Annotated in this window: 25 protein-coding genes and 2 pseudogenes; 12 read left to right on the forward strand and 15 right to left on the reverse strand. The window is 72.6% G+C overall.

All coding sequences use genetic code 11. From position 1 onward, the window contains the following. Positions 1-74 precede the first annotated feature (74 nt). Positions 75-1,772, forward strand: coding sequence for a hypothetical protein (locus tag IH48_RS0121035; protein WP_030906731.1), 1,698 nt, complete (start codon positions 75-77; stop codon positions 1,770-1,772). A gap of 99 nt (positions 1,773-1,871) precedes the next feature. Here IH48_RS0121035 and IH48_RS0121040 read toward each other — a convergent pair whose 3' ends face one another. The 3 genes from IH48_RS0121040 to IH48_RS0121050 form a co-directional block, all read right to left on the reverse strand. Next, a complete protein-coding gene (locus IH48_RS0121040; RefSeq protein ID WP_030906733.1) occupies positions 1,872-2,114 on the reverse strand; it encodes a hypothetical protein in 243 nt (80 codons plus the stop codon). A 35-nt stretch (positions 2,115-2,149) separates the two neighbouring features. Continuing rightward, positions 2,150-2,665, reverse strand: coding sequence for an SRPBCC family protein (locus IH48_RS0121045; RefSeq protein ID WP_030906735.1), 516 nt, complete (start codon positions 2,663-2,665; stop codon positions 2,150-2,152). 525 nt (positions 2,666-3,190) lie between these two features. Continuing rightward, complete coding sequence (locus tag IH48_RS0121050) at positions 3,191-4,141, reverse strand: LysR substrate-binding domain-containing protein (RefSeq protein ID WP_030906737.1); 951 nt, start codon at positions 4,139-4,141, stop codon at positions 3,191-3,193. A 151-nt stretch (positions 4,142-4,292) separates the two neighbouring features. Here IH48_RS0121050 and IH48_RS0121055 point away from each other — a divergent pair, with 151 nt between their 5' ends. Further along, positions 4,293-4,703, forward strand: coding sequence for a nitroreductase/quinone reductase family protein (locus IH48_RS0121055; protein ID WP_030906739.1), 411 nt, complete (start codon positions 4,293-4,295; stop codon positions 4,701-4,703). Here IH48_RS0121055 and IH48_RS0121060 read toward each other — a convergent pair. Next, entirely contained in the window at positions 4,700-5,317 is a 618-nt protein-coding gene (locus tag IH48_RS0121060; RefSeq protein ID WP_030906743.1) for a DinB family protein, read from the reverse strand. The two genes, IH48_RS0121055 and IH48_RS0121060, sit on opposite strands and share 4 nt — an antisense overlap. Before the next feature lie 102 nt (positions 5,318-5,419). Between IH48_RS0121060 and IH48_RS0121065 the strand changes: the two genes are divergently transcribed. From IH48_RS0121065 to IH48_RS0121080, 4 genes are all read left to right on the forward strand, one after another. Further along, complete coding sequence (locus tag IH48_RS0121065) at positions 5,420-5,839, forward strand: GntR family transcriptional regulator (RefSeq protein ID WP_037842747.1); 420 nt, start codon at positions 5,420-5,422, stop codon at positions 5,837-5,839. Then, positions 5,836-6,804 carry an ABC transporter ATP-binding protein gene (locus IH48_RS0121070; protein WP_030906749.1) on the forward strand — a complete coding sequence of 323 codons (969 nt, stop codon included), beginning with the start codon at positions 5,836-5,838 and terminating at the stop codon, positions 6,802-6,804. The genes IH48_RS0121065 and IH48_RS0121070 overlap by 4 nt, the downstream gene beginning before the upstream one ends. After that, on the forward strand, positions 6,801-7,754 hold the full coding sequence (locus IH48_RS0121075) for an ABC transporter permease (protein ID WP_030906752.1): 954 nt from the start codon (positions 6,801-6,803) through the stop codon (positions 7,752-7,754). Before IH48_RS0121070 ends, IH48_RS0121075 begins: the two co-directional genes overlap by 4 nt. Before the next feature lie 106 nt (positions 7,755-7,860). Further along, a complete protein-coding gene (locus IH48_RS0121080; RefSeq protein ID WP_030906755.1) occupies positions 7,861-8,658 on the forward strand; it encodes a class I SAM-dependent methyltransferase in 798 nt (265 codons plus the stop codon). Here IH48_RS0121080 and IH48_RS0121085 read toward each other — a convergent pair. From IH48_RS0121085 to IH48_RS0121100, 4 genes are all read right to left on the reverse strand, one after another. Continuing rightward, positions 8,633-10,366, reverse strand: coding sequence for an MFS transporter (locus tag IH48_RS0121085; protein ID WP_420705518.1), 1,734 nt, complete (start codon positions 10,364-10,366; stop codon positions 8,633-8,635). The two genes, IH48_RS0121080 and IH48_RS0121085, sit on opposite strands and share 26 nt — an antisense overlap. Before the next feature lie 68 nt (positions 10,367-10,434). Beyond that, positions 10,435-10,833, reverse strand: coding sequence for a DUF6114 domain-containing protein (locus IH48_RS0121090; protein ID WP_030906760.1), 399 nt, complete (start codon positions 10,831-10,833; stop codon positions 10,435-10,437). A gap of 53 nt (positions 10,834-10,886) precedes the next feature. Further along, on the reverse strand, positions 10,887-11,552 hold the full coding sequence (locus IH48_RS0121095; RefSeq protein ID WP_030906763.1) for a DUF6230 family protein: 666 nt from the start codon (positions 11,550-11,552) through the stop codon (positions 10,887-10,889). 245 nt (positions 11,553-11,797) lie between these two features. Beyond that, complete coding sequence (locus IH48_RS0121100; protein ID WP_037842749.1) at positions 11,798-12,490, reverse strand: TetR/AcrR family transcriptional regulator; 693 nt, start codon at positions 12,488-12,490, stop codon at positions 11,798-11,800. Positions 12,491-12,741: 251 nt separating this feature from the next. Between IH48_RS0121100 and IH48_RS0121105 the strand changes: the two genes are divergently transcribed. After that, complete coding sequence (locus IH48_RS0121105) at positions 12,742-13,410, forward strand: hypothetical protein (protein ID WP_030906770.1); 669 nt, start codon at positions 12,742-12,744, stop codon at positions 13,408-13,410. Between the two features lie 48 nt (positions 13,411-13,458). On the opposite strand, the gene IH48_RS0121110 is transcribed toward IH48_RS0121105, so the two are convergent. Together IH48_RS0121110 and mshA are read right to left on the reverse strand one after the other, a co-directional pair. After that, positions 13,459-14,106: a YbjN domain-containing protein gene (locus IH48_RS0121110; RefSeq protein WP_051840294.1), complete on the reverse strand. Its 648-nt coding sequence runs from the start codon at positions 14,104-14,106 to the stop codon at positions 13,459-13,461. Then, complete coding sequence (gene mshA / locus IH48_RS0121115; protein WP_030906776.1) at positions 14,099-15,439, reverse strand: D-inositol-3-phosphate glycosyltransferase; 1,341 nt, start codon at positions 15,437-15,439, stop codon at positions 14,099-14,101. The genes IH48_RS0121110 and mshA overlap by 8 nt, the downstream gene beginning before the upstream one ends. A gap of 189 nt (positions 15,440-15,628) precedes the next feature. Here mshA and IH48_RS0121120 point away from each other — a divergent pair, with 189 nt between their 5' ends. The 3 genes from IH48_RS0121120 (at position 15,629) to IH48_RS0121130 (ending at position 19,526) form a co-directional block, all read left to right on the forward strand. Next, the gene (locus tag IH48_RS0121120) at positions 15,629-16,435 is read left to right on the forward strand and encodes a class I SAM-dependent methyltransferase (RefSeq protein ID WP_030906778.1); all 807 of its coding nucleotides are present in this window, start codon (positions 15,629-15,631) and stop codon (positions 16,433-16,435) included. A gap of 193 nt (positions 16,436-16,628) precedes the next feature. Then, entirely contained in the window at positions 16,629-17,822 is a 1,194-nt protein-coding gene (locus IH48_RS0121125) for a C40 family peptidase (protein WP_030906781.1), read from the forward strand. Positions 17,823-18,128: 306 nt separating this feature from the next. Then, positions 18,129-19,526, forward strand: coding sequence for a PP2C family protein-serine/threonine phosphatase (locus tag IH48_RS0121130; RefSeq protein WP_078849914.1), 1,398 nt, complete (start codon positions 18,129-18,131; stop codon positions 19,524-19,526). A gap of 37 nt (positions 19,527-19,563) precedes the next feature. Here IH48_RS0121130 and IH48_RS0121135 read toward each other — a convergent pair whose 3' ends face one another. From IH48_RS0121135 to IH48_RS0121145, 3 genes are all read right to left on the reverse strand, one after another. Continuing rightward, positions 19,564-19,953 (reverse strand): DUF2516 family protein, encoded by a 390-nt coding sequence (locus tag IH48_RS0121135; protein ID WP_030906788.1) that lies wholly within the window; start codon positions 19,951-19,953, stop codon positions 19,564-19,566. Between the two features lie 154 nt (positions 19,954-20,107). After that, positions 20,108-20,746 carry a hypothetical protein gene (locus IH48_RS0121140; protein WP_030906790.1) on the reverse strand — a complete coding sequence of 213 codons (639 nt, stop codon included), beginning with the start codon at positions 20,744-20,746 and terminating at the stop codon, positions 20,108-20,110. An 18-nt stretch (positions 20,747-20,764) separates the two neighbouring features. Next, complete coding sequence (locus tag IH48_RS0121145; protein WP_030906794.1) at positions 20,765-21,151, reverse strand: helix-turn-helix domain-containing protein; 387 nt, start codon at positions 21,149-21,151, stop codon at positions 20,765-20,767. A gap of 218 nt (positions 21,152-21,369) precedes the next feature. On the opposite strand from IH48_RS0121145, the pseudogene IH48_RS33530 reads away from it, so the two are divergent. Further along, a pseudogene (locus IH48_RS33530) lies at positions 21,370-21,871 on the forward strand (NUDIX hydrolase). Between the two features lie 148 nt (positions 21,872-22,019). On the opposite strand, the gene IH48_RS0121155 reads toward IH48_RS33530, so the two are convergent. Further along, positions 22,020-23,201 carry a response regulator transcription factor gene (locus IH48_RS0121155; protein WP_199809984.1) on the reverse strand — a complete coding sequence of 394 codons (1,182 nt, stop codon included), beginning with the start codon at positions 23,199-23,201 and terminating at the stop codon, positions 22,020-22,022. A gap of 156 nt (positions 23,202-23,357) precedes the next feature. Next, on the reverse strand, positions 23,358-23,480 hold the full coding sequence (locus IH48_RS37395; protein ID WP_267885322.1) for a hypothetical protein: 123 nt from the start codon (positions 23,478-23,480) through the stop codon (positions 23,358-23,360). 616 nt (positions 23,481-24,096) lie between these two features. On the opposite strand from IH48_RS37395, the pseudogene IH48_RS37100 reads away from it, so the two are divergent. Further along, a pseudogene (locus tag IH48_RS37100) lies at positions 24,097-24,246 on the forward strand (ISAs1 family transposase); the annotation flags it as partial. Positions 24,247-24,308: the final 62 nt, after the last annotated feature.

Here is a 24,308-nt window from a genome sequence, read left to right on the forward strand (position 1 = left end):
TGATGGGGAACGTCCCATGGCCGCGTCCGGGGACAGCAGACGGATACGGATCGAGCGACGGTGGGATTACGCACATGACGGCGGAGGCCGACACGCAGCAGGAACGCGCCACGGGACGGGTGTGGGTGGTACGGCTCGACCCCCACGGCCGCCTGGCCGCCGGGGCGGTCCGGCTCTCCTGCTCCCGCCCGGCCTGCGACGACCAGCGCTTTTCCAGTACCGCGGAGGGGCGCAGGGCCGCGGTCGAGCACGTCAACCTGCACCTGTCCCGCATCCGCGAGGGCGGCGGACCGCGCGGCGGCGTCTGGTGCGGGTGCCGGGCCGCCGACTGCGCCTGGCACACGGCCGACGCCCCCGACGGGCGGCACGGCGGCGCGGCACGGCCCGCTGCGGGCGCCGTGCGGTGCGGGGGCCCGGTGGTCCTGACGGTGTACGCGGACCGCGCCGGGCGGCTGTGGCGCATCGCGGAGACGTGCGCGCGCTGCGCGGCGGCCATTCCCGAGTGCCGGGTGCTCGACACCGCCCCGCCACCGGCGCGAGCGGGCGGTCCTGAGGCGGGCTCGCCCGGCTCCGGGCAGGCAGCGGGCCCGGCAGCAGGCCCCGCGACGGCGGGCGGCACCGCGGCGGCGCTCTTCTCCGACCACGGCAACTCCCCCGCCGCCACCGGTGTCCCGGCCCCCACCGGTGCCTCGGCCCCGGCCGGCGCCCCCACCGGTGACTCCTCCCCGGCCCCCAGGCCCGCCCCGGTGCCCGGCGCGCGCGCCGCCGCCCCGGCCGGCCGGGCGCCCCGACGCCCGAGGCGGTGGGGGAAGATCGCGCAGCGGATCGTGCCGTACTACCTGGAGCCTGAGGCCCTGCGCCTGGAACTCATCGATCTCGGCGACGCCTTCCGCGCCTACCAGCGGCGCCCGGAACCCGACCTCGTCCTCCTCTCCGGACTCCACGACCGCAAGGCACGCGCGTTCGCCCAGTGGGCCGACGTCTGCGGCGACGCGTCCCTGCACGAGGACGCGGACCGCGCCGCCAAGGCGGCGGTGACCTGCCGCGAGATGCACGACAACCGCGCCGGCGGGCCCCTCGGCGGGCTGCTGAGCACGGGCGAGCAGGCGGCGCCGCGGCTGCTGACCCGCACGCAGGCCGAGCACGCCCGTACCGTGCTCGGCCACCTCGGCGCGCTCGCCCCCGGCCACGAGCCCCCGGTACACCTCGCGGTGCTCATGCTCACCCTGCGCGCCGCGCGCGCGGGCATCGGAAACGTCACAGGCCAGGACCTGGGCGGCTGGCTGCAGGGCGACGCCGAGCGGGTGCTGGACGCGCTGGTCGCGGCGGGCTGGATGCGGATGCCCTGCACCGCGGCCGAGGCACTCGACGCGCGGCCGGAGGACCCCACCGCGGTTACCGTCCCCACGCTGCTGCCCGATGGGCAGCGCCCGTTCACCCTCGGCAAGGTCACCCGCGCGAGGATCTCGGGCTGGGCGCAGAAGGTGGTGAACGACCGCAAGCTGCGCAAGAAGAAGTCGCCGCCCGCCGCCCGCCTCCTGGCCGTGTACACGGCCGCCCACACCCGCGTCGACGGCGGGCTCGGCCACGCCGAGGACGACGGCCTCGACCTGGCGGAGGCGGCCGCGTTCTGCGCCGTGCCGCCCGAAGAGGTCGCCGAGCACGTCGAACGGCTGCTCACGGCCGACTGGCTGAGCGAGGGCAGCGCGGAGGAGGGAAGGCTGCGCGGCCGGCTCAGCGACCGGGTCCTGCACCTGTCGGCCCTGTTGTGACACGCGGCCCGTGGCCGGGGCCTGTCCCCGGCCACGGGCCGTCAGGACGGCCCCGGCGAGGATGACGTCCCTCGCGCTCATCACGGCCCGCTGCCCGCGTCAGCCGGCGGGCGCCGCCCGAACAACTGCCGCGCGGTCTCCCGCGTCTTCATCGTCCTCCACGTCCGACCGGATCATGGCGAACCCCGCGAGGCGCTCGCCCGACGTGATCAGGTATGCCTCGCACCGAGGGGACGAGACGAAGTAGCTGTCCAGCCAGGGGTAGTCGTACGTGCCACCCGCGGACAGCTCAGCCGGGCGCAGCTCGGAGAAGTCGTGCAGGTACCACGCCGGTTCCGGCACGGTGGCGCGACAGGATTGTGCGGGCGGGCGGCCCGCTACGCGGCTGTGCCCTCGATGTGTGCCTTCAGCAGCTCAAGACCCGGCTGGATGCGTGCCGGGTCCTCGACCGGGTGCGGGCCGGTCGGCTCGGTGGGCGCGATCAGCCGCTGGAACACCCTGCAGAACAGGGTCGTTCCGTCGCCGAGGTCGAACGTCGTGAACGTGGCGATCGCGTGCATCGCCCATGCCGGGGTGCCGTCTTCGAGCACGTCACGGCCGACCACCGTCCACAGCTTGCCGGGGACCCGCGCCACCACGGTGTACAGCTTCGGCTTCTCGTTCAGCTCCGGCCTGATGTTCTCGAGCAGCACGTCGCCGAGTTCGGCGGGGGCGCCCTCCGTGCCGCGCCGCACCTCGGTGTCCGACGCCATCGGCAGCCACTTCGGCAGGTTCGCCCAGGTGGTCACCCAGTCGTATACCTCCTGCGCCGGGCGCTTGACGATGATGCGGTTCTCGACGAACCGGATGTTCATGTTGTCCGGGATCTGGGGTACGTACAGGTCCGCTGCCATGGTGATCTCTCCTCTTGTGTCGAGTCGTCGGGCTCGTGCTGCAGCAACTGGCGGTGCCCGGCGGGCCGTACACGTAGCTGCTCTCCGCCTTCGCGGGTGGCGAAGACGCCGTCTCCGTGGTGGGTGAGCCCGAAGTCGGAGTAGTAGGCGATGGTCTCCGCGACGTTCGTACTCCTTTCGCCGGTACCCAGCTCACGAGCTGTTCGCCGGGGCGCAGGAAGCGTGCCGGCGTGCGGCCGGTGCCGATACCGACGCCCGGCGCCCGGCGCGCGGCGCCTGCCACGTGCACCATCCGGGCGAGGGCATGGCGCGTGGCACCCTTGTTCGAGCCGCTTTTTCGCCGAGTCCACCGTGAACCCGAAGAAAAGCAGCGAGTATTTCGCGAGGCAGGGACGCTACATGAAGGAATTCGTGACGGAATTCGCGGAATCATCGACCAGTGCGAAACGCAGGACGAATTCATTTCCATGGCTCAGACCATAGAAGTGCGCCGCCATGCCCGTCCAATGCCGAATTCGCGCCGAGCTATGTCTGTTGGGCATGGCCGCTGATCACCGTCCGGATCTCCGCGGCCACCTCGTCCAGCTTCCTCATCATCAGCAGCGTCGTGGGCGTGGGCCGGCCGCTCGCGAGCAGCGTGACGCCGACCGACTCGACGATGCCCAGATCCACCGGGAGCGGGAGCAGGTCCGACTCCGTCTCCGCGACCAGCTCCGGCATCACGACCAGCGTGTCGGTCTCCAGCGCGATGGCACGCGCGGCCAGGAACGAGCCGCATTCGACCCGGTTGGCGGGTGTGGTGAGGCCGAGGCTCAGGAACCGCTCCTCGATCCGCCGCCGCAGCGGAACGCCGGCCGGCGGCAGCGACCAGACCTCCTCGGCCAGGTCGGCCGGCGTGAGGCCGGACCGGCCGTGCGCGGGGTGCCGGCGCCTGGCCACCACCCGCACGGGTTCGTAGTAGAGGTGGTACTGGCGCAGCCGGTCGTTCCCGGCCGGTTCAAGCGTGCCCACGACGAGGTCGAGCGAGTTGGTGAGCAACGCCTCGTGCAGCGCTTCGGGGCTCCCGTGCCGGATGAGGACGGTCAGGTCGGGGTACTTGGCCTTCACCCGCGCGACCGCGCGCGGCAGCAGCACGCTCGCACCCGCGAGGAACAGGCCGACGGTCACGGTGCCGGCGTGCCCCTCCGCCAGCTCTTCGATGTGCCGCCCGGCGCGGCGGAGTTCGGCGAGCACCGCCTGGGCGTGGTCCACGAACACGTCGCCGAACAGGGTGGGCGCCATGCCGCGCGAGCTGCGGACGAACAGCTCGACGCCGAGAATCGCCTCCAGTTCGCGCAGGCCACGGGTCAGCACCGGCTGAGTGATGTGCAGGCGCTCCGCGGCGGCGACCAGCGAGCCCTGTTCCGCGATGGCCACGACGTAGCGCAGGTGCCGCAGCTTGAGGCGGCCGTCGACGAGATCGGATCTGTCGGTCATCGGATCCTTACGTGGATTGCTTCGAGTGCCGCGAATCGGTGACGTAGGCCGATTCTCGCAGCCGGTTCGCGGGCGGCACGGGCCGAAGTCGTGGCGTACGGGCGGGGCGTCGGGGTGCCCCCGGGGCAGCTCGACTGGGAGGATCGAGCGCATGCCGCGTCTCACCGCGTTCAAGCACCGCGCCGTCACCGCACTGCAGCGGCGCGTCGTCAATCCGATCAACTCCCGCAACCCCGCGCAGGTGCTGCTGGAGACCACCGGCCGGGTGTCGGGGGAGCCGCGGCGTACGCCGGTGGGCGGGCGCCGTGCCGGGCAGGTGTTCTGGATCGTGTCGGAGCACGGCGAGCGCTCGCAGTACGTGCGCAACATCGCGGCCGATCCCCGCGTCCGCGTCCGGATCAAGGGGCGGTGGTACGCGGGGACGGCGCGGCTGCTGCACGACGACGACCCGCGCGCCCGGCTGCGGTCGCTGCCGCGCGGCAACAGCGCGGCGGTCGTGCTGTTCGGGACCGATCTGCTGACGGTACGCGTCGATCTCGACGACGAGCCCCCGGCGGGCTAGCGCCGCGCGTACAGGTCGCGCAGCAGCGCGATCTCCGCGCCGTGGTGCAGGAGTTCCTGGTTGACCCACCAGACGGTGTCGAGGAACGGGTCCTCCGGGTCGCTGCCGTGCGGGTAGGTGCTGTATCCGACGGTGTCGAGCGCCTCTTCGCCCGCATCCAGCAGCGCCGCGCGCCAGGCCGACGCAGCCGCGTCGAAGGCGGCGATCGCGGTGGCCGCGTCCCCCGCCGTGCGGTGGTCGTCCCGGGTGAGGCGGTGGGTGCCCGCCGTGTGGTCGGCGCGCAGCGCCAGCAGTTCGGTCAGGTGCGACAGCCGCCACGCGAGGGTGGTGAACGGCGGGCGCGGCGGGACCTGCCGGGACGCGTCGCGTCCCCACTCCCCCGCGCCGGCGAGGAAGTCGGCGCCTGCGGCGGGCCGTTCGGTGCGCGGCCGTACCGTCCAGCAGTCCGGCACCGGCTGCCAGAAGTACTCGTCGTCGGTCATCGCGGCGACGGCGACATCGGTGCCGTTGCCGCTGTCGACGACCGGGCCCACCATCCGGCCCGTCAGCCGCTTCCGCGCGAAGTCGAACTGTGCGATCAGCGGGACGAGCCGTGCGGGCGGTGTCGGAGGCATGTTCGCAGGGTGCCATGCCGCCCCGTCGTGTCCACGGGTGGGTTTGACGGCGCCCTCCGGCATCTGCTTAATTAACTAATCCATTAGTGGAATGAGGTGGGGATGGTCGCGTTCCGGATCGACCGGCACAGCGGTGTCGCCACGTACCAGCAGCTCATCAACCAGGTGAAGACCGCGCTGCGGCTCGGCGTGCTGCAGCCGGGTGATCAGCTGCCCACCGCCCGCCAGGTGGTCGAGCAGACCGCGGTGAACCCGAACACGGTGCTGCGCGCCTACCGGGAGCTCGAACGCGAGGGCCTGGTGGATCCGCGCCCCGGCAAGGGCACGTTCGTCCGCCGCTCGCTCGCGCGGCCGGAGGCCGGGGCCGGTTCGCCGCTGCGCGCCGCCTTCGCCGCGTGGCTCGAACAGGCGCGGGCGGCCGGGCTCCAGCGCGAGGACGTGCTGGCCCTCGTCACCGACGTGCTCGACGGCGAGGCGGCAGACGGCGAAGCAGCAAGGGAAGAAGAGGAACAGAAGAAGTGAACACACCCACCGCGCCCCCGGCACTGCGGGCCACCGGTCTCGGCCGCAGCTTCCGCGGCGGCTGGGCGCTGCGGGACTGCGACATCGACATACCCGCCGGCAGCGTCACCGCGCTCGTCGGCGCCAACGGTGCCGGGAAATCCACCCTGTTGCAGCTCGCCGCCGACCAGCTGCGCCCGACCACGGGCCGGATACGCGTCTTCGGGGACGACCCCGGCTCGCCCCCCTCGCGCGAGCGGCGGGCCTTCCTCGCCCAGGGCGCGCCCCTCTACCCCGACCTGACCGTCGCCGAGACCCTCAGGCTGGGCCGCGAGCTCAACGCCGCCTTCGACACGGAGGCCGCCGAGCGCGTGGTGCGCGCAGGGGACATCGCGCCCCGCAGCCGCGTCGGCGGGCTCTCCGCCGGGCAGCGCAGCCGCGTCGCGCTCGCGGTCGTCCTCGCCCGCAAGGCCGGCCTGCTGCTGCTCGACGAGCCGCTCGCCGACCTCGACCCGCTGGCGCGGCACGAGATCACCGGCCTGCTGATGGCCGAGGCGGCCGAACGGCAGCTCACCCTCGTGATCTCCTCCCACGTGCTCGCCGAGGTCGAGAACGTCTGCGACCGCGTCCTGCTGCTGCACCACGGCAAGGTCCAGCTCGACGGCGACGTGCAGGAGCTGCGCGACGGGCACACACTCGTGCGCGGCCGCGCGCACGAGGACACGCCGGACGGGCTGCCGCCCGCGCTCGACCGCGCGGCCGTCGTCGAGTCGTCCCGCACCGGCCGGCTCGTCACCGCGCTCGTCAGCCACGTCCAGGCGACGCCAGGACAGGACGCACCGGGCGGCGCGGCGGCGGCCCCGTTCGCCTGGGACCCGGATCGGTGGGAGACCGCCACGCCCTCCGTCGAGGAACTGCTGCTCGGGCGGCTGCGCGCGGCCCGCGCCGCCGACGGCGCACGCGACGGCGAGAGGAGCGCGGCATGACCGGCACCCTCTGGTACGCCTGGCGCCGCCAGCGCGGCCAGCTCCTCATCGGCCTCGCCCTGGTCGTGGCCTTCGCGGTGTGGGCCGTCGTCGAGCACTCCTCGCTGATGTCGTACATACACGGACACCACGCCCCGCTGTGCAAGGGCTGGAACGGCACCTGCAAGAACAACCCGTGGTCGATCGTCGCGATCCTCGACAGCACGGGACCGCTGAAGCTGGCCTGCGGCATGAGCATGGCCGTGCCCGCACTCGTCGGTGTGTTCTGGGGGGCGCCGCTGATCGGGCGCGAGCTGGAGAGCGGCACCTACCGCTTCGCGCTGGCCCAGGGCATGGGCCCCGTACGGTGGTTCGCCGTGCGCTTCGGTGTCGCCGCGGCCTGCTCGGCGCTCGGCTCCGCCGTACTCGCGGCGCTCGTCGCCTGGTGGTGGTCGCCCGTCTCCAACATGCTCAGCGGCCTGTACTGGTCCGACGGCTACATCTACGACGCGACGGGCCCAGCGGCCGTCGCCTGCGCGCTGTTCGGCCTCGCCGCCGGCAGCGCCGCCGGGCTGCTGCTGCGGCGCGTGATCCCGGCGATGGCGGCGACGCTCGCCGCCCTGTTCGTCGTGCGGTTCGCCCTGTTCGCCCTCAGGCTGACGTGGCTGACACCGGTCACCCGGATCAGCCCGGGCATGCGGCCCAAGCAGCTGATCGGCAGCGCCCGTTCGGCCGGGGACTGGGGCTACATCGCCGCGAACGGCTCGTACCACGACATCAGTGCCTGCGAGTTCTCCGGCGACCGGCTGAGGAAGTGCATGGAGCAGCACGACTTCGTCTCCCGCTACTACCGGGTCTTCCCGAGCCACGACTTCTGGACCAGCCAGTGGATCGCCACCGCGATCCTGCTGGTGCTCGCCGTCGCGCTGGTCGCGCTCATCGTCGTACGCCTGCGCCGCCGCGCGCTCTAGAACGCGGGCGCGTGCGGGCGCGGGCAACCTCCCCCGCCCGCACGGCGCCCCGCCGGATCCGAGCGTCAACGCCCCCAGCCCACGCTTACGAAGGGAACAGTCAGAGATGCCCACGTCCACGTCACCGAAGGCGCTGCGCAGCAACCGCACCGCACTCGCCCACAAGGTGCGCTACGCGGTGCTCAACCCCGGCCGCGTCGCCCCCTACGTGCGGCGCAACGCCCGCGACACCTGGCTGCGCCTGAAACACCCCAACCACGTCGACTACTACCGCGCCGTGATGGCGTCCGACACCGCACGCAACCCGGAGGCGGCCGTCGGCAGCCGGACCCACGACCGGTGGCTCGCGCTCGGCGCCATGCAGTACGAGTACCTGCTCGGGCACGGCCTGTCACCCGCACACCGCATGCTGGACATCGGCTGCGGCAACCTGCGGGCAGGCTGGCGCTTCATCGACCACCTGGACAGCGGGAACTACTACGGCATCGACATCTCGCCGGACATCCTCATCTCCGCGAAGCAGACGCTGACGCGCTTCCACCTCCAGGACAAGCTGCCGCACCTCACCATCACCCAGGACCTGACGCTCGACTTCCTGCCCGACGCGCACTTCGACGTCGTGCACGCGCACAGCGTGTTCTCGCACTCGCCGCTCGACGTCATCGACGAGTGCCTGTCGCACGTCGGCAGGGTGCTGCGGCCCGGCGGCTTCTTCGACTTCACCTTCGACCGCACGGAGGGCGACGAGCACCAGGTGCTGCGGGAGGACTTCTACTACCGCACGGAAACACTGATCGCACTCGCCGAGAAGCGCGGGCTGCACGGGCGGTTCATGGACGACTGGGAGACGCGCAAGCACGGGCAGTCGAAGATACGGGTCAGCGTGGAGCCCGTCGCGTCCTGAACGCGCGGAACGCGCGGGCGGCGTGGGAGGTGCCGGACGGACCGGAGGTGCCCGAGGTGGCGGAGGCGCGGGGTGCCGCGCCCGACTCCGCCGCGCCCGGGCCCGCCGCGGCCGCTTCACCCGGCACGACTTGGGCGGGGCGGCCGCCCGGGTGCCGCAACGAGACGAAGAACGCCACCGCGAGGCACGCGGCCATGCAGTAGAAGACCACGCGGTTCGCCTCAGCGAAGTCCATGCGGATCGAGCCCGCCGCGTCCCTGACGGCGCTGGAGACGGCCCCGCTGCCGCTGGGCGGACGGCTGTCGCCCTGGCCCGTCACGGACTGGGCGATGTGCCGCGCCGCGTCGTGCGCCGCGCCGGCCGGCACGCCGCGGCCGTGCAGTGTGTCGAAGACCCTGCTGGTGGTGGTGTGCGTGAGCACGGTCCCGAAGACGGCGAGCCCGATACTGGCCGCGTAGTTGCGCACGGTCTGCGAGATGCCGGTGACCTCGCCGTACGAGGCGCCGATCGCGCGGTTGACCGCGTCCGTCGAGGCCGGGGCCAGGATGAAGCCGATGCCCGCGCCCGCGAGCGCCACGTAAGGCCACTGGTCGTGCATCGACAGGGACGTCGCCTTGCCCGCCCACAGCGCGAACCCCACGGCTCCGACGATCGAACCGATCTTCAGCGCGGGGCGCGCACCCTGCTTGTCGAGGATCCGGCCGCCCCACTGCGAGGCGACGGCGAAGCCGACGAAGAAGTACAGCAGGAACAGGGCTGCCTGGTTCGGGGACGCGCTCAGCGACACCTGCGCGTACACCGACGCGAAGAAGAACAGCGGGACGAACGCGAGCATCGCGAAGAACAGCACGACCATGTCGACGGTGAACGCCCGGTCCTTGAAGACCGCCAGCCTGATCAGCGGGTGCGCACGCGTCAGTTCGTAGCGCACGAACACCGCGAGGACGGCCAGGCCGCCCACGACACACCCCCAGGTCGCGGCCGACGCCCACCCCCACGCCGACGCCTGCATGAAGCCGAACACACTGAGCGCCAGGCCGATCGCCACGAGCACGGCGCCCGCCACGTCCACCCGGTCGGCGCGGCGCACGTTCGGCACCCTCGCAAGACCCACAAGCGCCAGCGCGATCACCGCGATCGGCACGTTCACCCAGAAGACGGCGCGCCACGTCCAGTCGGTCAGCCAGCCGCCGAGCAGCGGACCCACCGCCGTCAGCGCGCCCGACAGGCCGAAGAACAGGGCCAGTGCCCGCCCGCGCCGCCCGGCGGGGAACGCCTCGACAACGACGGCGAGCGCGGCGGGGAACATCAGGGCCGCGCCGAGCCCCTGCGTCGCGCGGAAGATGACCAGCCAGGCCTGTGCGAACCCGCCGCTGGGCACCACACCGCACAGCACCGACGACACCACGAAGACCAGCGTGCCGATCACCATCATCAGGCGGTGGCCGAAGATGTCGGCGAGCCGCCCGCCGAGCGCGAAGAACGCCGCGAGGGCCAGCAGGTAGGCGTTGATCACCCACTGCATGCCCGACGAGGACAGGCTCAGCTCCCGCACGATGTCGGGTGCGGCGATCGACACGATGGTCTGGTCGATGAACGTCATCGCGACGGCGAACAGCATCGCCGCCAGTGTGAGTGTCTGGCGGACGGCGGGGCTGCTGCCGCCCGCCGATGTCAGCGGGCGCTCAGGCGTCTCACGGCTGCTCATGCGGACCATGGTCCCCCGCGCCCCGCCGCCCCGCACGTCCAGCGCGTCCCAGGGGGCGGGCCCGGCTCCTACGCGCGCGCCGCGCCCGCCTTCCCGCGCCGCCTGCGCCTCGGCTCCTGGTCGGGCAGCCAGCCGAACGCGAGCGAACTGCCCACGAGGCCGAGCAGCATGCCGACGACGAAGCCGCCGAGGTTGGACGTGACCCACATGCCGAGGGAGCACAGCACCGAGATCACCGAGTAGAACAGCCGGTGCATCGGGTTGAAGATGATCAGCAGCCCGCAGATCGCGACCACGGCGGGCAGCAGGTACCCGGCCAGCGACTCCGCGCCCGCGTGCAGGACGACGGAGATGTTGGCGCGCTCGCTGAGCAGCGTCTCGCACCCGCCGAGCAGCACGCAGAGACCGCCCCAGAAGGGCCGTCTGCGCCGCCACCCGCGAAAGCCCCGCTGCCTGGCGGCGGGCACGGCGGCCGGGGACGGGTCCCCGGCCGGCCGCTCGCCGGGCTCGGACGCCACGCTCAGCAGCCCTTCTTCGAGAAGCTCATGTGCAGCCCCGGCAGGGTGAACCTGGAGGCCGTCGTGGCGTAGTTGGTCTGCCTGAAGTTGTTCATGGTGACCGTGTCGGCCTGCTGCCCGAACACCCCGAGCGGCCCCTTGACCGGCGGCTTGTCGAACGTGGACGCGTCGCCGCCGATCTCGATGTTGTCGAACGATGCGAGCTTGCCCGCGATGTCCGTCGAGTCCGTCGTCAACGTGTCCGCGTGCACCGGGTTGTTCGGGTCGGCGCCCGCCGTGATGTGCAGGTACACACCGCCGAGCGCCACGCTCTGGCACAGGTTGGTGATGTCGGCCTTGCGGATGGCGGTGACGATCGTGAGGACCTGGCCTCCCGTGTCACCCGCGTTCGGGCTGCCGGGCGCCATGTGGTCGAGGCCGCCGAACTGGCCGAAACCGGTGCCCGTCAGCTTGTCGCCGCGCACCACGAACGGCATGCCCGATATCGCGAACTGCGCCGCCAGGGCGCCCTGCGCGGTGAGCACCACGAGCGTGGCGGCTATCGCGGCGGCGGGCACCCCCATCACGGCCGCCCTGCGCAGGCGTACCCGGCCCCGGCGGGCGGGCGGCGGCGCGAGGGCGGCGGCGCCCTCGCCGTCGAGTCTGTCTGGTCCTTCGGAGATGGCCATGAATGAGGCTCCTTGAACACGCTGACGATCGCGGAACGACGTGCGTCGGCTTCGCCCTGGCGCGGACCGCTCCCCGCGTCCACCGGTGGCATCCCCCACAGGGCACAGCCACCTCAGAAGCCGGCGGCGCGGCCACGGGAGCACTTCGGAAGTTACCCCCAGGTACACCCCCGGTCAACGGGTCTGTGAAAAAGAGGTGCCCTTTGTGTGTGCACGGCCTGTTCGGGCGTCAACGCTGGTGTCATTCAGGGCACTTCGTGCCCCGGCCGGGCGCCGAACGGCGCGAGCACCACGCACAGCAGGGTCGGCAGCAGGTCGGGCAGCGTGTGCGCGGCGCCCTGCGAGATGCGCCGGTACAACGCGAGGTGGACGGCCCCGATCACCGCGTCCACCAGCTCCTCGCCGACCACACCGGGCGGCGCGGGCGGCGCCTCGTCGAAGAACGTGCGGAACCTGCGCAGCAGCACCTCGCGCTCGGCGCGGCCCGCACCGCCGATGCCCTCGACCTCCACCAGCATCGCGGCGAACGCGGGCGTGCCCGCCAGAATGGCCAGCAGCTCGGCGAGCGCCGCGCGCACGGCGGCCGGCCAGTCGCCCACGCTCCCGGCACGCAGGTGTTCCTGCTCCATGGCCTGCACGACGAGCCGCACCCCGGAGCGGTACGCGGCGAGCACCGCGTCCTCCTTTCCCGCGAACTGCTCGTAGAACACCGGCTTGGTCACACCGGCCGCCCGGCAGATGTCACTGATGCGCGCACCGGCGTACCCCTTTTCGGCCACGGTGCGCGCGATCCCGTCGAGCAGCCGATCGCGCTGGGTCGCGGCCACCAGCTCCGCCGGCGTACGCCGAGGTCCCGGCCTGATCGACCGCTCGGGTTCGCGGCCCGTGCGGGCACCGGGCAGCAGCGGACGCCGCTCGTGGTCCTGGGCGATTTCCATGGCCACATCCTTACCAACGGCCCTGCTTTCAGGCCCCGTACGGTTGACGCCTCCACCGCGGCGGGTTTACAACCCTCTTGGGTTTCCCTCTCGCCGTGACGCGTCACGGCACGCGGAACGCACGAGGGCCGGGGCCCGGGACGGGTCCGTGGCGCCGGGCCCGTTTCCCCCAATCCCCCACCAGTCAATCCGACTTCGCACCGTCGTACGTCGCACGTCCATACCGTCCGTTCGACACAAGGGACTTCACCATGGGCAAGCGCACTCTCCTCGCCACCGCAGGCGTCTCCGCCGCCGCGGCACTCCTCGCCGCCGCACCGGCCTTCGCGGCGGGCGCCGCGGCCGGCTCCGTCCTCACGTACGGCAGCGCGGGCGGCACCGCCGTCGCCACAGGCGACGTGCTCACCGCCGCGCTCGCACCCGGCGCGCAGGCCGTCATCGCGACGACCTCGGGCGGCAGCACCGGCATCACCTGCACCAGCTCGACGTTCACCGCCTCCGTCACGGGCAACCCGGCCGCGCCCGGCACGGCCACCGAGTCCGTCACCGACCACACCTTCGGCGGCTGCACGACCAACGTGCTCGGCGCGACGGGCGTGCAGAGCATCACCGTGGGCAACCTGCCCTTCGCCTCGACGGCCACCTCCGCGGGCGCGCTCGACGTGGCCGCGGGCAGCGCGGGCCCGATCACGACGACGCTGGAGCTGAACACGGTGCTGGGCTCGATCACCTGCGTCTACACCTCGACGGGGCTGAGCGGCACGACGTCCAACACCGGAAACACGATCACCTTCACCGACCAGCACTTCGCGAAGACGACGGGGTCGGGTCTCTGCCCGTCGGACGGCTACTTCTCGGCGACGTACGGCCCCGTGCAGGACACCAGCGTGTCCGGCAGCCCGTCGGTGTTCGTCAACTGACGCCTCCCCAAGGGACGTTGGCGGCGACCGTGCACCGCGCGGCCGCCGTCAGGCGTCGCCCCCGCCGCCCCCTGCGCCCTCTGCGCCCTCGCCGGTGAGGTGGGTGAAGGCGGCGAGGTTGCGGGTCGACTCGCCACGCGACACACGCCAGGCGTACTCCTTGCGGATCGCGTCGGCGAAGCCCAGCTCGAGCAGTGTGTTGAACGAGCCGTCGGCCTCTTCGAGCACCGCGCCGAGCAGCCGGTCGAGCTCGTCCTCGGTGACGGCGGCGAGCGGCAGCCTGGCCGTCAGGTAGACGTCGCCCAGCCGGTCGATCGAGTAACTCACCCCATACAGGCGGAGGTTGCGCTCCAGCAGCCAGCGGTGGACGCGGTCGGCACGCTCGTCGGGGTGGCGGACGACGAAGGCGTTCAGGGAGAGCGAGTGCCGGCCGACGCGCAGCGAGCACGTCGTGGACAGCTTGCGCGTGCCGGGCAGTGTGACCACGTACGAGCCCGGTTCCGGCGATTCCCAGGTGACGCCGGTGCGTGCGTGGCCGGCGGCGTCCTTGCCGCCACCGCCCCCGGAGCCGCCGCCGTTCGCGTCAGCTTCCGCGTCCCTGAGTCCTTCGAGGGCACGCTCGACGACACGCGCGGCCTCCTCGGCCGCCGTCGCCGCCGCGCCCCCTGCGGCCGTGCCGCGCTGCGCGTCACCCATGCGGCGAGCGTACGCGACGCCGGTGGTCGTGCAGGGCAGCGGTGTAGGTGTCGGCGGTGGCGCGCGCCGCCGTGTCCCAGCCGAAGCCCCGCGCGTGCCGCGCCGCCGCGGCGCCCATCTCGTCCACCAGTCCTGGCCGGTCGATGAAGCGGCGCAGCGCGTCCGCGTACGCGGCGGGGTCGTGGCCGGGGATGAGGAAGCCTGTCGTGCCGTCCCGCACGGCCACCGGCAGGCCGCCGACGCCGGCGGCGACGACGGGTGTCCCCGTCGCCTGCGCCTCGATCGCGACCAGGCCGAACGACTCGCTGTACGACGGCATGACCAGCACCGACGCGGCGCGGAACCAGTCCGCGAGGCGGTCCTGCCCGACCGGCGGCACGAACCGCACCAGGTCGGCGATGCCCAGCCTGGCGGCGAGCTTCTGCAGCTCCTCCGGCTTCGCGAGCCCGCTGCCGCTCGGCCCGCCGACCACCGGCACGACCAGCCGGTCGCGCAGCGAGGGCGAGCGGTCCACCAGCAGCCCGACGGCGCGCAGCAGGACGTCCGGCGCCTTCAGCGGCTGGATGCGGCCGGCGAACAGCGGCACGAACGCGTCCGCGGGCAGGCCGAGCCTGGCCCGCGCGGCGGCGCGGCCGTCGCCCGGCCTGAAGCGCTCCAGGTTGACGCCGGGGTGCACGACGGCCGTGCGTGAGGGGTCCGCGTCGTAGAAGCGGACGAGTTCGCCCGCCTCCTCGTCGGTGTTGGCGATCAGGCGGTCGGCGGCACGTACGACCTGGGTCTCGCCGATGACCCGGGCCGGGGGCTCGGGGGTGTCGCCCTCGGCGAGCGCCGCGTTCTTCACCTTCGCCATGGTGTGCATGGCGTGCACGAGCGGGACGCGCCAGCGCTCGGCGGCCAGCCAGCCGACGTGCCCGGACAGCCAGTAGTGCGAGTGCACCAGGTCGTAGTGGCCGGGCCGGTGCCCGGCCCACGCCCGCATCACGCCGTGCGTGAAGGCGCACAGCTGCGCGGGCAGGTCCTCCTTGGACAGCCCCTCGTACGGTCCCGCGTCCACGTGGCGCACGAGCACGCCTGGGGCGAGCTCCACGGCGGAGCTGAGCCCGCCGGTGGTGGCGCGGGTGAAGATCTCCACCTCGATGTCGATGGCGGCGAGGCGCTTGGCCAGCTCCACGATGTAGACGTTCATCCCGCCCGCGTCGCCCGTGCCGGGCTGGTGCAGCGGCGAGGTGTGCACGCTGAGCATGGCGACGCGGCGCGGCCTGCGGCGCTGTCCGGGGAACCTGAGCCTGGGGGGCGGTACCGTGCCCTTGATCCTGGACACGTACTGGCTCACGTCGACGGTCCTCTCGCTCGGGGCACTCGGCACGGCGCACGCACGTCACGCGCGTCACGTCGGCGCCGTGGGCAGGCGGCTGCCCGCCCTCAGCCTCCGTGCAACAGCGGAACGAGCCCTTTCATTTCCGCTTTGCCAAAAGATTGCCCACATGTCCGCGTGTCTTCCGCGTCTCGATAGGCTCGCCCCATGCCGTCGTCCCGCCCGCGCCCCCGTCCCGTGGGCGCCGCGACGCGAGGCACCACCCACCGCAACCGGCTGCGCCGCATGGACCGCTGGATCGCCGCGTGCCACGGCCTGACCCTGCGCTCCGCCGGTGACCCGGCCGTCGTCGACCTCGGCTACGGGGCCGCGCCGTGGACGGCCGTCGAACTGCTGGCCAGGCTGCGCGCCGTGGCGCCGCACACGGAGGTCACCGGCGTGGAGATCGACCCGTCCCGGGTCGCGGCCGCGCTCCCGTACGAGCGTGAGGGCCTGCGCTTCCTGCACGGCGGCTTCGAGGTCCCGCTGCCCGGCGGCCGGCGCCCGCTGCTGATCCGGGCGGCGAACGTGCTGCGCCAGTACCCGGAGGACGAGGTGCCGGCCGCCTGGGCACGCCTCACCGCGCGCCTCGCGCCCGGCGGGCTGCTGGTGGAGGGGACCTGCGACGAGATCGGGCGGCGGCACGTGTGGGTCGCGCTCGGCCCCGAGGGGCCGCGCACCGTCACGTTCGCGGCGCGGCTGCACGGCCTCGACCGGCCGTCCGACCTCGCGGAGCGGCTCCCGAAGGCGCTCATCCACCGCAACGTGCCGGGCGAGCCGGTGCACGCCTTCCTGCGCGACTTCGACCGGGCCTGGGCCTCGGCCGCCGCGTACGCGCCGCTCGGCGTGCGGCAGCGCTGGCTGACCGCCGTAGGCGAACTCGCCGCCGACTGGCCGGTGGTGGCCGACCCGCGGCGCACCCGCCAGGGTGAGGTGACGGTGCGCTGGCAGGCGCTCGCACCGCGCGGGGCCTGAGAGGCCCGGCACGGGGCCGTCGCATGAGGCCATTGCGCGGGGAGGGGAACCCGGGCGAGGATCGGTGCGTCCCATGCGCGGAAGCGCGCGTCGCCGAGCGTGGCGCATGGGGAGAACTGACGTGACGTGGGGGGCTCGTGAGCCGTAGGAGACCGGGAAGAGCGGGAAGAGCCGCGAGGGCTGGGGGGACGTCGTGAGCCGTCGACGCCGTGTGGCCGCCGCGATCACGCTGGTGTGCGCGCTCGGCCTGTACGCGGCGCCCGTGGCGACCGCGTCCCGCGCGTACGCGGCGCCCGCGCCGCATTCGGGCGGCGGCGCTTCGCTGCCCGCGCAGGACCACGGCTCGCCGGTCGCACCGCCACCGGTCGAACTGCCGCCCGGCGCGGCCGGCCACGGCACGCACGGCACGGGCACCACCCAGGGAACCAGCTCGGACGCGGCGCTCGACAAGGTGCGGCAGCACATCGACAGCCTGTACCAGCAGGCGGGTTCGGCCACGGACGCGTACAACCTCGCCACGGAGCGCGCGTCCGAGCAGAAGGACCAGATGGCCCGCACGGCGGCGGCGCTCGTCGCGGGCCGGGCGCGGATCGCGGCGCTGAAGAAGCAGGCCGGGGCGGCGGCACGCGCCCAGTACCGCAACGGCGGCCTGCCGGCCTCGGCGCGCCTCGCCCTCACCGGCGATCCGCAGTCCTTCCTCGACGGCCTGGGCCATGCGGCGGCCGAGCAGAAGGCGACGAACCGCCTGATCAAGCAGATGACCGACGCGCAGGCCGACTTGACGACCTACGCGCGGGACGCGGGCGCGAGCTGGCAGAAACTCAAGAAGAACCAGCAGGCCACCGCGGAGAACAAGAAGGAGATCAAGCGGAAGATCTCCGACGCGAAGCGGCTCGAGTCGGGCCTCACCGCGAGCCGGCGGGCGCGCCTGGCGAAGCTGGAGCAGGACGCGGCGGCGACGGCGCAGACGACCTGGCTGAACTCGTCGGCGCCCGGCGACATGAACCGGCCGCCGAGCGAGTCGGGCGCGAAGGCGCTGGCCTTCGCCACGGCGCAGCTGGGCAAGCCGTACGTGTGGGGGGCCGAGGGGCCCGACACGTACGACTGCTCGGGGCTGACGTCGCAGGCGTGGGCCGCGGCGGGGATACACATACCGCGCACGTCGCAGGAGCAGTGGCGGCTGCTGCCGCACGTCGCCGTCGCCGACATGCGCCCGGGCGACCTGATCATCTACTACAAGGACGCCAGCCACGTGGCGATGTACGCGGGCGGCGGCGAGATCATCCAGGCGCCGAGACCCGGCAAGGACGTGATGGTGTCCAAGGCGGGCACGATGCCGGTGCTCGGCGTCGTACGGCCGGACGCGGGTGCGCCGCCGGTCGCGTGACGCCCAACGGCCCCTGCGTATACGGGCGTGTGACGTGCCGCACGCGCCGGGCGCCGTCCCCGCCGCCCGGCGCCGAACGGCACACGTGATGTTCGTCATGGCGAAACCACGGCACCAAACCGGCCGAAACACCATGGATGCGCCGGATCGGCGGCCCGTGAGCGGCCCGCGGGAGCGCATATGACACGGGCCGCTTGCCGTCTCGCCATTCCGTACCGTTGCCGTGGACCGCTATGGTCCCCGTCGGTGGGGCGTCGATCGTCGCCGCACCACCGCCCTCGGGGGGAGGGAAGGAAAGCCAGACCGATGCCCGTACCCGTACCGCGGCAGCGCACAGGTTCAGAAGTGGAGCGGACCGCGGCCACGCCGGACACCGCAGACAGCACGCAGAACCAGGAGCAGGACCAGAACCGGAACCGCGCCACCGGCACCGCGGCGAGCGCGGACAGCGCCGATGCCGTCGGCGGTGCCGATGGCGCCGCCACCGCCGCGCCCTGCGGCCACCTCACCCTGCTCGTCATCGAGGACGACCCCGCGGGTCCCTTCAGCGTGCCCGAGCTGCCCGAGGGCGGCGGCACGCGCGTCCGCATCCGCACCGCGCGCAACCTCACCGAGGCGGCCCGGCTGCTCACGGACGACATCGACTGCCTGCTCGTCGACCTGGCGCTGCCCGGCGCGGCCGCCGACGACGGGCTCGGCCCGCTCAGCCGCGTCCTGCGCCTCGCGCCGCACCACGCCGTGCTGGCGCTCGCCGACGAGGGCGACGCCGAGCGCGCCGCCGCGGCCGTACGCGCCGGCGCGCAGGACTACCTCTTCCGGGACGAGCTGGACGGGCGGCTGCTGAGCCGCACCATCAGGTACGCGGTCGAGCGCAAGCGCGCGGACGGCGCACAGCGCCAGCTGACCGAGTCCCGGCTGCACGCGCAGGAGAACGCGCGCCTGGAGCGCGGGCTGCTGCCCACGCCGCTGCTCGAAGGATCCGAGCTGCGCTTCGCGTCCCGCTACCGGCCCGGCAGGTCGCGCGCCCTGCTCGGCGGCGACTTCTACGACACGGTCCGCACGCCCGACGGCACGGTCCACGCGATGATCGGCGACGTGTGCGGACACGGCCCCGACGAGGCGGCGCTCGGCGTGGAGCTGCGCATCGCATGGCGCGCGCTGACCCTCGCGGGCATCGGCGGCGACACGCTGCTCGCGACGCTGCAGCAGGTGCTGGAGTGCGAGCGGCAGAGCGACGAGGTCTTCGCGACGCTGTGCACCGTCGACATCGAGCCGGAGGGCAGGGGCGCCACCGTGCGCCTCGCGGGCCATCCGGCGCCGCTGGTCGCGCGGCGCGGCGAGGACGCGCGGCTGCTGTCGTACGAGCACAGCGGCCCGGCGCTCGGGCTGCTGCCCGGCGGCAGGTGGCCGAGCCGGCGGGTGGAGCTCGGCGACTCGTGGGATGTGATGATCTACACGGACGGCCTGATCGAGGGCCGGGTGGGCGCTGGTTCGAGCCGCCGGCTCGGCGAGGACGGCATGGCCGAGATGGTCAACGAGCAGCTCGCGGCCGGGCTGCGCTGCGACGCGCTGATCGAGGCCGCGCTGGCCCGCGTCGAGGAGCTGAACGGCGGGGACCTCACGGACGACGTGGCCGTGCTCCTTCTGGGCCGGGGCGAGAACGCGCCGGCGCCGCCGGCCCTCGTGGGACCGGCGGCGCCGTGAGTGCTGCCGCGCGGCGTGCGCCGCGCAGGCGGGCGGCTCAGCGCCGCCCGTTGTAGGGCCCGTACGGGCCGTCGCTGCCCGACCCGCCGCCGCCCGGGCGGCCGCGCCGCCAGCCGCGGCCACGGCCAACGCCGCCGCCGGTGATGGCGCGGGTGGCGGGACGCACGTCGACCATGAACACGATCGTCCCGACGAGGCCGGCGATCTGGAGCATGGTCATCAGGGGGAGGGAGATCCCGATGATCGGCAGCACGTTCACCGCCACGACGGCGGAGAGGATGCCGACCCAGAACTTCTTGGTCCTCTTGCCGGTGGCGCGGTAGGCGTCCTCGCGCGTCGTCGACGCGATGACGAGCGCAACCACGCCGAACACCAGCAGGAACAAGCCGATCAGGAAGAGGACGAAGCCGAAGCCTGAGAGCAACATGCCGTGCACCGCCTGTGGAGAAGATGGGTGGTGTACCGGTGGGCGACCCACCGCTGTGCGGCCCGGCGCGCGAAAAGGAGCGAACCGGACCGTTAGCAACCGTACGCGGACAACGGACCGGACACGTCAAGAGTGCCCGAAACCCGCCCGGCTCCTACTCGCCGTCCGACGCGGGCGGCGTGTTCTTCCTCGCCTCCGGCGCCTTGCGGGGCGCGGCCTTGCGCGGGGTGGCCTTGCGGGGTGCCGCCTTGCGGGGCGTGGCCCTGCGAGGCGTCCCGGCGCGCGGCGTCGCGACGTGGGGCGTCGCGGCGCGCGGCGCGCCGGGGTCGGTGGCGACGGGCGTCTCGGGCGCCTTCGACGGCTTCGCGGGCGCGTCCGGCTCGACGGCGACGGCGATGTCGGTGGCGTCATCGGCCGCGTCGCCGCGCCAGGTGCGCACGCTCTGCTCGCCGCGCTCGGCGACGCGTACGTACGTCTCCCGCGCCTTCACGGCGTACTCCAGCGCGACGCCGACGCCGCGCAGCGCGAGGCCCTGCGCGGTCTCGCCCAGCTTGCGCGGGTCGCGGTCGATCGAGCCGATCAGCTCGTTCACCTTCGCCTGCACGCTCGCCTGCGCCCCACGGGCTCGCTCGGCCGCCTGCTCCTGCATCGCGCGCGGGTCGCTCCTGCGCACGGCCTCGAAGTGCTCGGGCGCCTTCTTGACCTGTTCCACGACGAGGTCGGCGGTCCCGGCGGCGAAGTAGAGCGGCGTCGGGTCGGTGAGGGTCTTGCGCAGGTCATCGGCGATTGCCATGACGTTCAACCTCCGGGGTCAGGATGAGGGGGGTACGACGCTGCCGGGCTCCTGGGGCGCGGAAGCGTTCTCCTTGCGGAACGACTCGTAGATCTGGAGCAGGGCCTGCTTCTGCGGTTCGCTGATCGAGGGGTCGGCGAGGATCGCGGCCCGCGTCTGGACCTCTTCACGCTCCCGCTCGTCCAGCATCCCGGCCTGCACGTAGAGCGTCTCCGCGGAGATGCGCAGCGCCCTGGCGAGCTGCTGCAGGATCTCCGCGCTCGGCTTGCGCAGCCCGCGCTCGATCTGGCTCAGATACGGATTGGACACCCCGGCGGCGTCGGCGAGCTGCCGCAGCGAGAGCTGCGCCGTGCGCCGCTGCTCGCGCAGGTACTCACCGATGTTGCCGACGTTGAGTGCTGCCATGCCCCCATGCTGCACACATTCCGCTAACTTCTGCAAGCACCGCCGCTTGCAGAAGCACGCACCCGCGGGCCTCGCCGCTTGGGCCTGAGCACGATAGGTGTCGTGTGTGCACGACAGTCGCCGTCCGGGTCCGGCGCCATTGCGCAGGCGCTCTTGGTCCGGTTCCGCGAGTGGCCGGGAGGCGGGCGTTGTCGGTGGGCTCTGCCAGGGTGTGCATCGTGGATGAATTGGTGGAGCGTGTCGACGATCAAGATCGCGTGCTGGGGGTGGTCAGCCGTCGGGAGGCCATCGGGGAGGGTTGGCTGCACCGGGTCCGCCGTGACTGTGTGTCGTGATGAGCGTGGGCGGATCCTCGTCCACCGGCGGTCGGAGCAGGTATCGCGCTTCCCCGGGCTCTATGAGGTCGAGGTCGGTGGCGCCGCAAATGTCGGCGAGTCCTATGAACAGGCCGCCGCGCGAGAACTGGCCGAAGAGCTGGGCATTCGTGTGCTGCCGCGCCTGCTGTTCACGTTCCTCAACCGCAGCGGCTTGAGCCCTCACTGGCTCGGCGTGCACGAAGCCGTGGTGCATGACGCCGTGGTGCCCGATCCCGATGAGGTCGCCTGGCATGGCTGGCTGACCGAGCCGGAGCTCGACTCGGCCCTCCTGGAGTGGCGGTTCACTCCCGACAGTCACGAAGCCTTCAGCCGGTATCTCGCGTTCCGGACCGAGCAGTCCTGACCTCTCTCACCGTTCGTGTGAATGCAGCGCGCCCCGGACGGCCTTCTCCCACCCGGGATCGGTCGAGGGACAGGAGATCACGGTAGCCGACAGCGTCTGTCCAAGGACGCAGCTGCGCTCAGGGAAACGGCTCCGCCGCACGAGCTCGCTATTCAGGTGTTCCCTCACGATGGTTGAGGATGTCGAGGATGCGGTCGGCGTGGCCGTGACCGGCGCGGGGAGCCTCTACCGCGGCCGAGGCCCGGGGGGTGGACGGGGGACGGTAGAAGTAGCCGATGCCGCGCGCCGAGACGATTGCGTTGCCGCCCAGCGGGGTGGCGTCGAGCTTGCGCCGCAGCCGCGAGATTGTGAACTTGACCCGGGAGGTTGCCTGCCCGCCCGGGTCATTCCAAGCTGTGGCCAGCAGATTCCCGAACGGCTGCACGGTGCCCGCGTTGCGCACCAGCAGGTTCAGTAGGCGGAACTCGGTGGCGGTCAGTTCCAGCGGCTTGCCGAGGACGTGGGCCTCCAGACTGAGGGAGTCCAGCCGCAGCAGGCCGTCCTCGTAGACGGGTTCCTGATCCTCCCTGCCGCCATGCCGGCGCAGCACCCGCGCTATCCGAGCCAGAAGCTCATCGACGCGGAACGGCTTGACGATGTAGTCGTCGGCGCCTGCGGCCAGCCCGATCACCAGGTCCTGATCGTCATTCCTGGCGGTCAGGAAGATCACTGGCACGTCACTGACACTGCGCAGGCGACGCAAGACCTCGATGCCGTCGATGCCCGGCAGCATGATGTCGAGCAGCACCAGATCCGGGCGCTGCGCGTACGCCTCGCGGAGACCGGTCGCTCCGTCGCTCGCATGGCTGACCAGATAGTCTCCGCGCTGGCGCAGCAGCATCTCCAGCGCGGTGACTAAAGCCTTGTCGTCCTCGATCAAAAGCACGCGGGGGCACCGACCGGGACCTCCCACCGCGGGGGCGGGCACGGTGGGCGGCGTCGGTGGCTGGGCCTCCAGCCCGGTCAGCCGGACCGTCCTGACATCACGGGCGGTCACTCCCTGGCTGATCAGGAAGTCCATCGCCGCCTCGTAGCAAGGGCCGCACAACCGGGTCTCGCGGCGGTTCAGCATGACGGCGAAGCGCGCCACCCGGCCGCAGGAGTGGCCGGCGATGTCCGTCGTGCAGAGGCCCGCGGACAGGGCGGTACCGCCTGCCTTCTCGGCCCGGCGCCGTGCCCGGCGGGCAGCCGAACGGCAGGTGGCGGAACAGTAGCAGCGGGGCCGCCCGACCCTGTGCGCTGTCGGCAGCGGCGTGCCGCACGCCTGGCAGCGATCCGCGGCAGTGTCCACGTGCGGCTGTCCTCCTCCCTCTCCACTCCTGGGCACGGAACCATTTTCGTGCCGTGCGTCAGGTGCGAAACAGTTAGCGCCTCTTGGCCCTTCCGGACGTATACAGTTTCCTGGAAGTGTGCAGCCCGACCGCCTCACGACGGCCGGGCCCGGGTGTCATGATCGCCTGTGCTGTCCGGCGTCGACGATCAGATCCCCCACCGCGCGGAGAGCCCTCGCCACCCAGGCGAGGGCCTCGTCCTGTGTCAGGACGGCGACCGTGTCCAGGACACTGAACACGACGCGTAGTCCCATCCCCCACGAGGCACTCCCCCGCAGTTGCCACCGCCTAACCGACGGTTCAGACCCTGGGGCGGGCTTCCGTTCCGCCCCAGCCCCATCCTCCTCCTTGTCCTCATCCGGGCCGTTCGGCTCGAGAGTTCGGCACATCGGCGGCCTCCCTTCGACAGCGACCGCGACCATCGCGAACTGTCGCGACACGCGCGCGGTGGTCATGCCGCGTCAGAAGCCGATCGATATGTCCTACCTCACCTGCGGTGGATGGAATCAGAGTGCTGCGTGCCGGTGCGCCCCGACAAGGCACCGCAATCAACGTAGCTTCGTGGCGCCGGGGTTGGGGTTGGCTGGCTGAGCTCCGTGACGCTCCTCGCCGGCACCACGAGAAGTGGATCAGGGCCACTTCTCGTGGCCGCTGTCAGCCGGCTGTCCTGTCCGTCAGCAAGGTTCCCTGAACGCCATGTTGATTGAGAACACCGAGGGTCGGCGTTCACAATCAACGCAGCACGAAGCTGGGTCCCCTCGACCCGGACGATGTGGCTGACCTGCGTGTCTTCCTGGAGGTGGTTCCCGATCCCCGATCCCGGCGGGGCCGCTGGTACTCGTTGGCCCGATCCTGCTGGTCTGCGCGGCCGCTGCGGTCTCGGGGGCCCGGACCGTCGATGAGCTCGCCGAGTGGGGCTCCCGCGCCGACGCGGGGTTGCTCGCCAGACTTGGCGTGCGCCGTCACCTGCTGCGCCGGCGGCACGCGCCGTCCCGGTCGGCGATCGGGAGGGTCCTCGAGCGTCTCGACGCCGACGTACTCGACGCGGCGGTGGGCGCGTGGCTGAC

The sequence above is a fragment of the Streptomyces sp. NRRL F-5126 genome (assembly GCF_000721265.1).
In the GTDB taxonomy this organism is placed as follows: Bacteria; Actinomycetota; Actinomycetes; order Streptomycetales; family Streptomycetaceae; genus Streptomyces.

Bases quoted from the DNA above. Each gene is read 5' to 3' on its own strand.
- IH48_RS0121140 (WP_030906790.1), bottom strand. From the start codon at position 20,746: ATGGCAATCGCCGATGACCTGCGCAAGACCCTCACCGACCCGACGCCG.
- IH48_RS0121035 (WP_030906731.1), top strand. From the start codon at position 75: ATGACGGCGGAGGCCGACACGCAGCAGGAACGCGCCACGGGACGGGTG.
- IH48_RS0121065 (WP_037842747.1), top strand. From the start codon at position 5,420: ATGGTCGCGTTCCGGATCGACCGGCACAGCGGTGTCGCCACGTACCAG.
- IH48_RS0121085 (WP_420705518.1), bottom strand. From the start codon at position 10,366: ATGAGCAGCCGTGAGACGCCTGAGCGCCCGCTGACATCGGCGGGCGGC.
- IH48_RS0121120 (WP_030906778.1), top strand. From the start codon at position 15,629: ATGCCGTCGTCCCGCCCGCGCCCCCGTCCCGTGGGCGCCGCGACGCGA.
- IH48_RS0121100 (WP_037842749.1), bottom strand. From the start codon at position 12,490: ATGGAAATCGCCCAGGACCACGAGCGGCGTCCGCTGCTGCCCGGTGCC.
- IH48_RS0121110 (WP_051840294.1), bottom strand. From the start codon at position 14,106: ATGGGTGACGCGCAGCGCGGCACGGCCGCAGGGGGCGCGGCGGCGACG.
- IH48_RS0121105 (WP_030906770.1), top strand. From the start codon at position 12,742: ATGGGCAAGCGCACTCTCCTCGCCACCGCAGGCGTCTCCGCCGCCGCG.
- IH48_RS0121145 (WP_030906794.1), bottom strand. From the start codon at position 21,151: ATGGCAGCACTCAACGTCGGCAACATCGGTGAGTACCTGCGCGAGCAG.
- IH48_RS0121045 (WP_030906735.1), bottom strand. From the start codon at position 2,665: ATGGCAGCGGACCTGTACGTACCCCAGATCCCGGACAACATGAACATC.
- IH48_RS0121130 (WP_078849914.1), top strand. From the start codon at position 18,129: ATGCCCGTACCCGTACCGCGGCAGCGCACAGGTTCAGAAGTGGAGCGG.
- IH48_RS0121095 (WP_030906763.1), bottom strand. From the start codon at position 11,552: ATGGCCATCTCCGAAGGACCAGACAGACTCGACGGCGAGGGCGCCGCC.
- IH48_RS0121050 (WP_030906737.1), bottom strand. From the start codon at position 4,141: ATGACCGACAGATCCGATCTCGTCGACGGCCGCCTCAAGCTGCGGCAC.
- IH48_RS0121060 (WP_030906743.1), bottom strand. From the start codon at position 5,317: ATGCCTCCGACACCGCCCGCACGGCTCGTCCCGCTGATCGCACAGTTC.
- IH48_RS0121135 (WP_030906788.1), bottom strand. From the start codon at position 19,953: ATGTTGCTCTCAGGCTTCGGCTTCGTCCTCTTCCTGATCGGCTTGTTC.
- IH48_RS0121055 (WP_030906739.1), top strand. From the start codon at position 4,293: ATGCCGCGTCTCACCGCGTTCAAGCACCGCGCCGTCACCGCACTGCAG.
- IH48_RS0121080 (WP_030906755.1), top strand. From the start codon at position 7,861: ATGCCCACGTCCACGTCACCGAAGGCGCTGCGCAGCAACCGCACCGCA.
- IH48_RS0121075 (WP_030906752.1), top strand. From the start codon at position 6,801: ATGACCGGCACCCTCTGGTACGCCTGGCGCCGCCAGCGCGGCCAGCTC.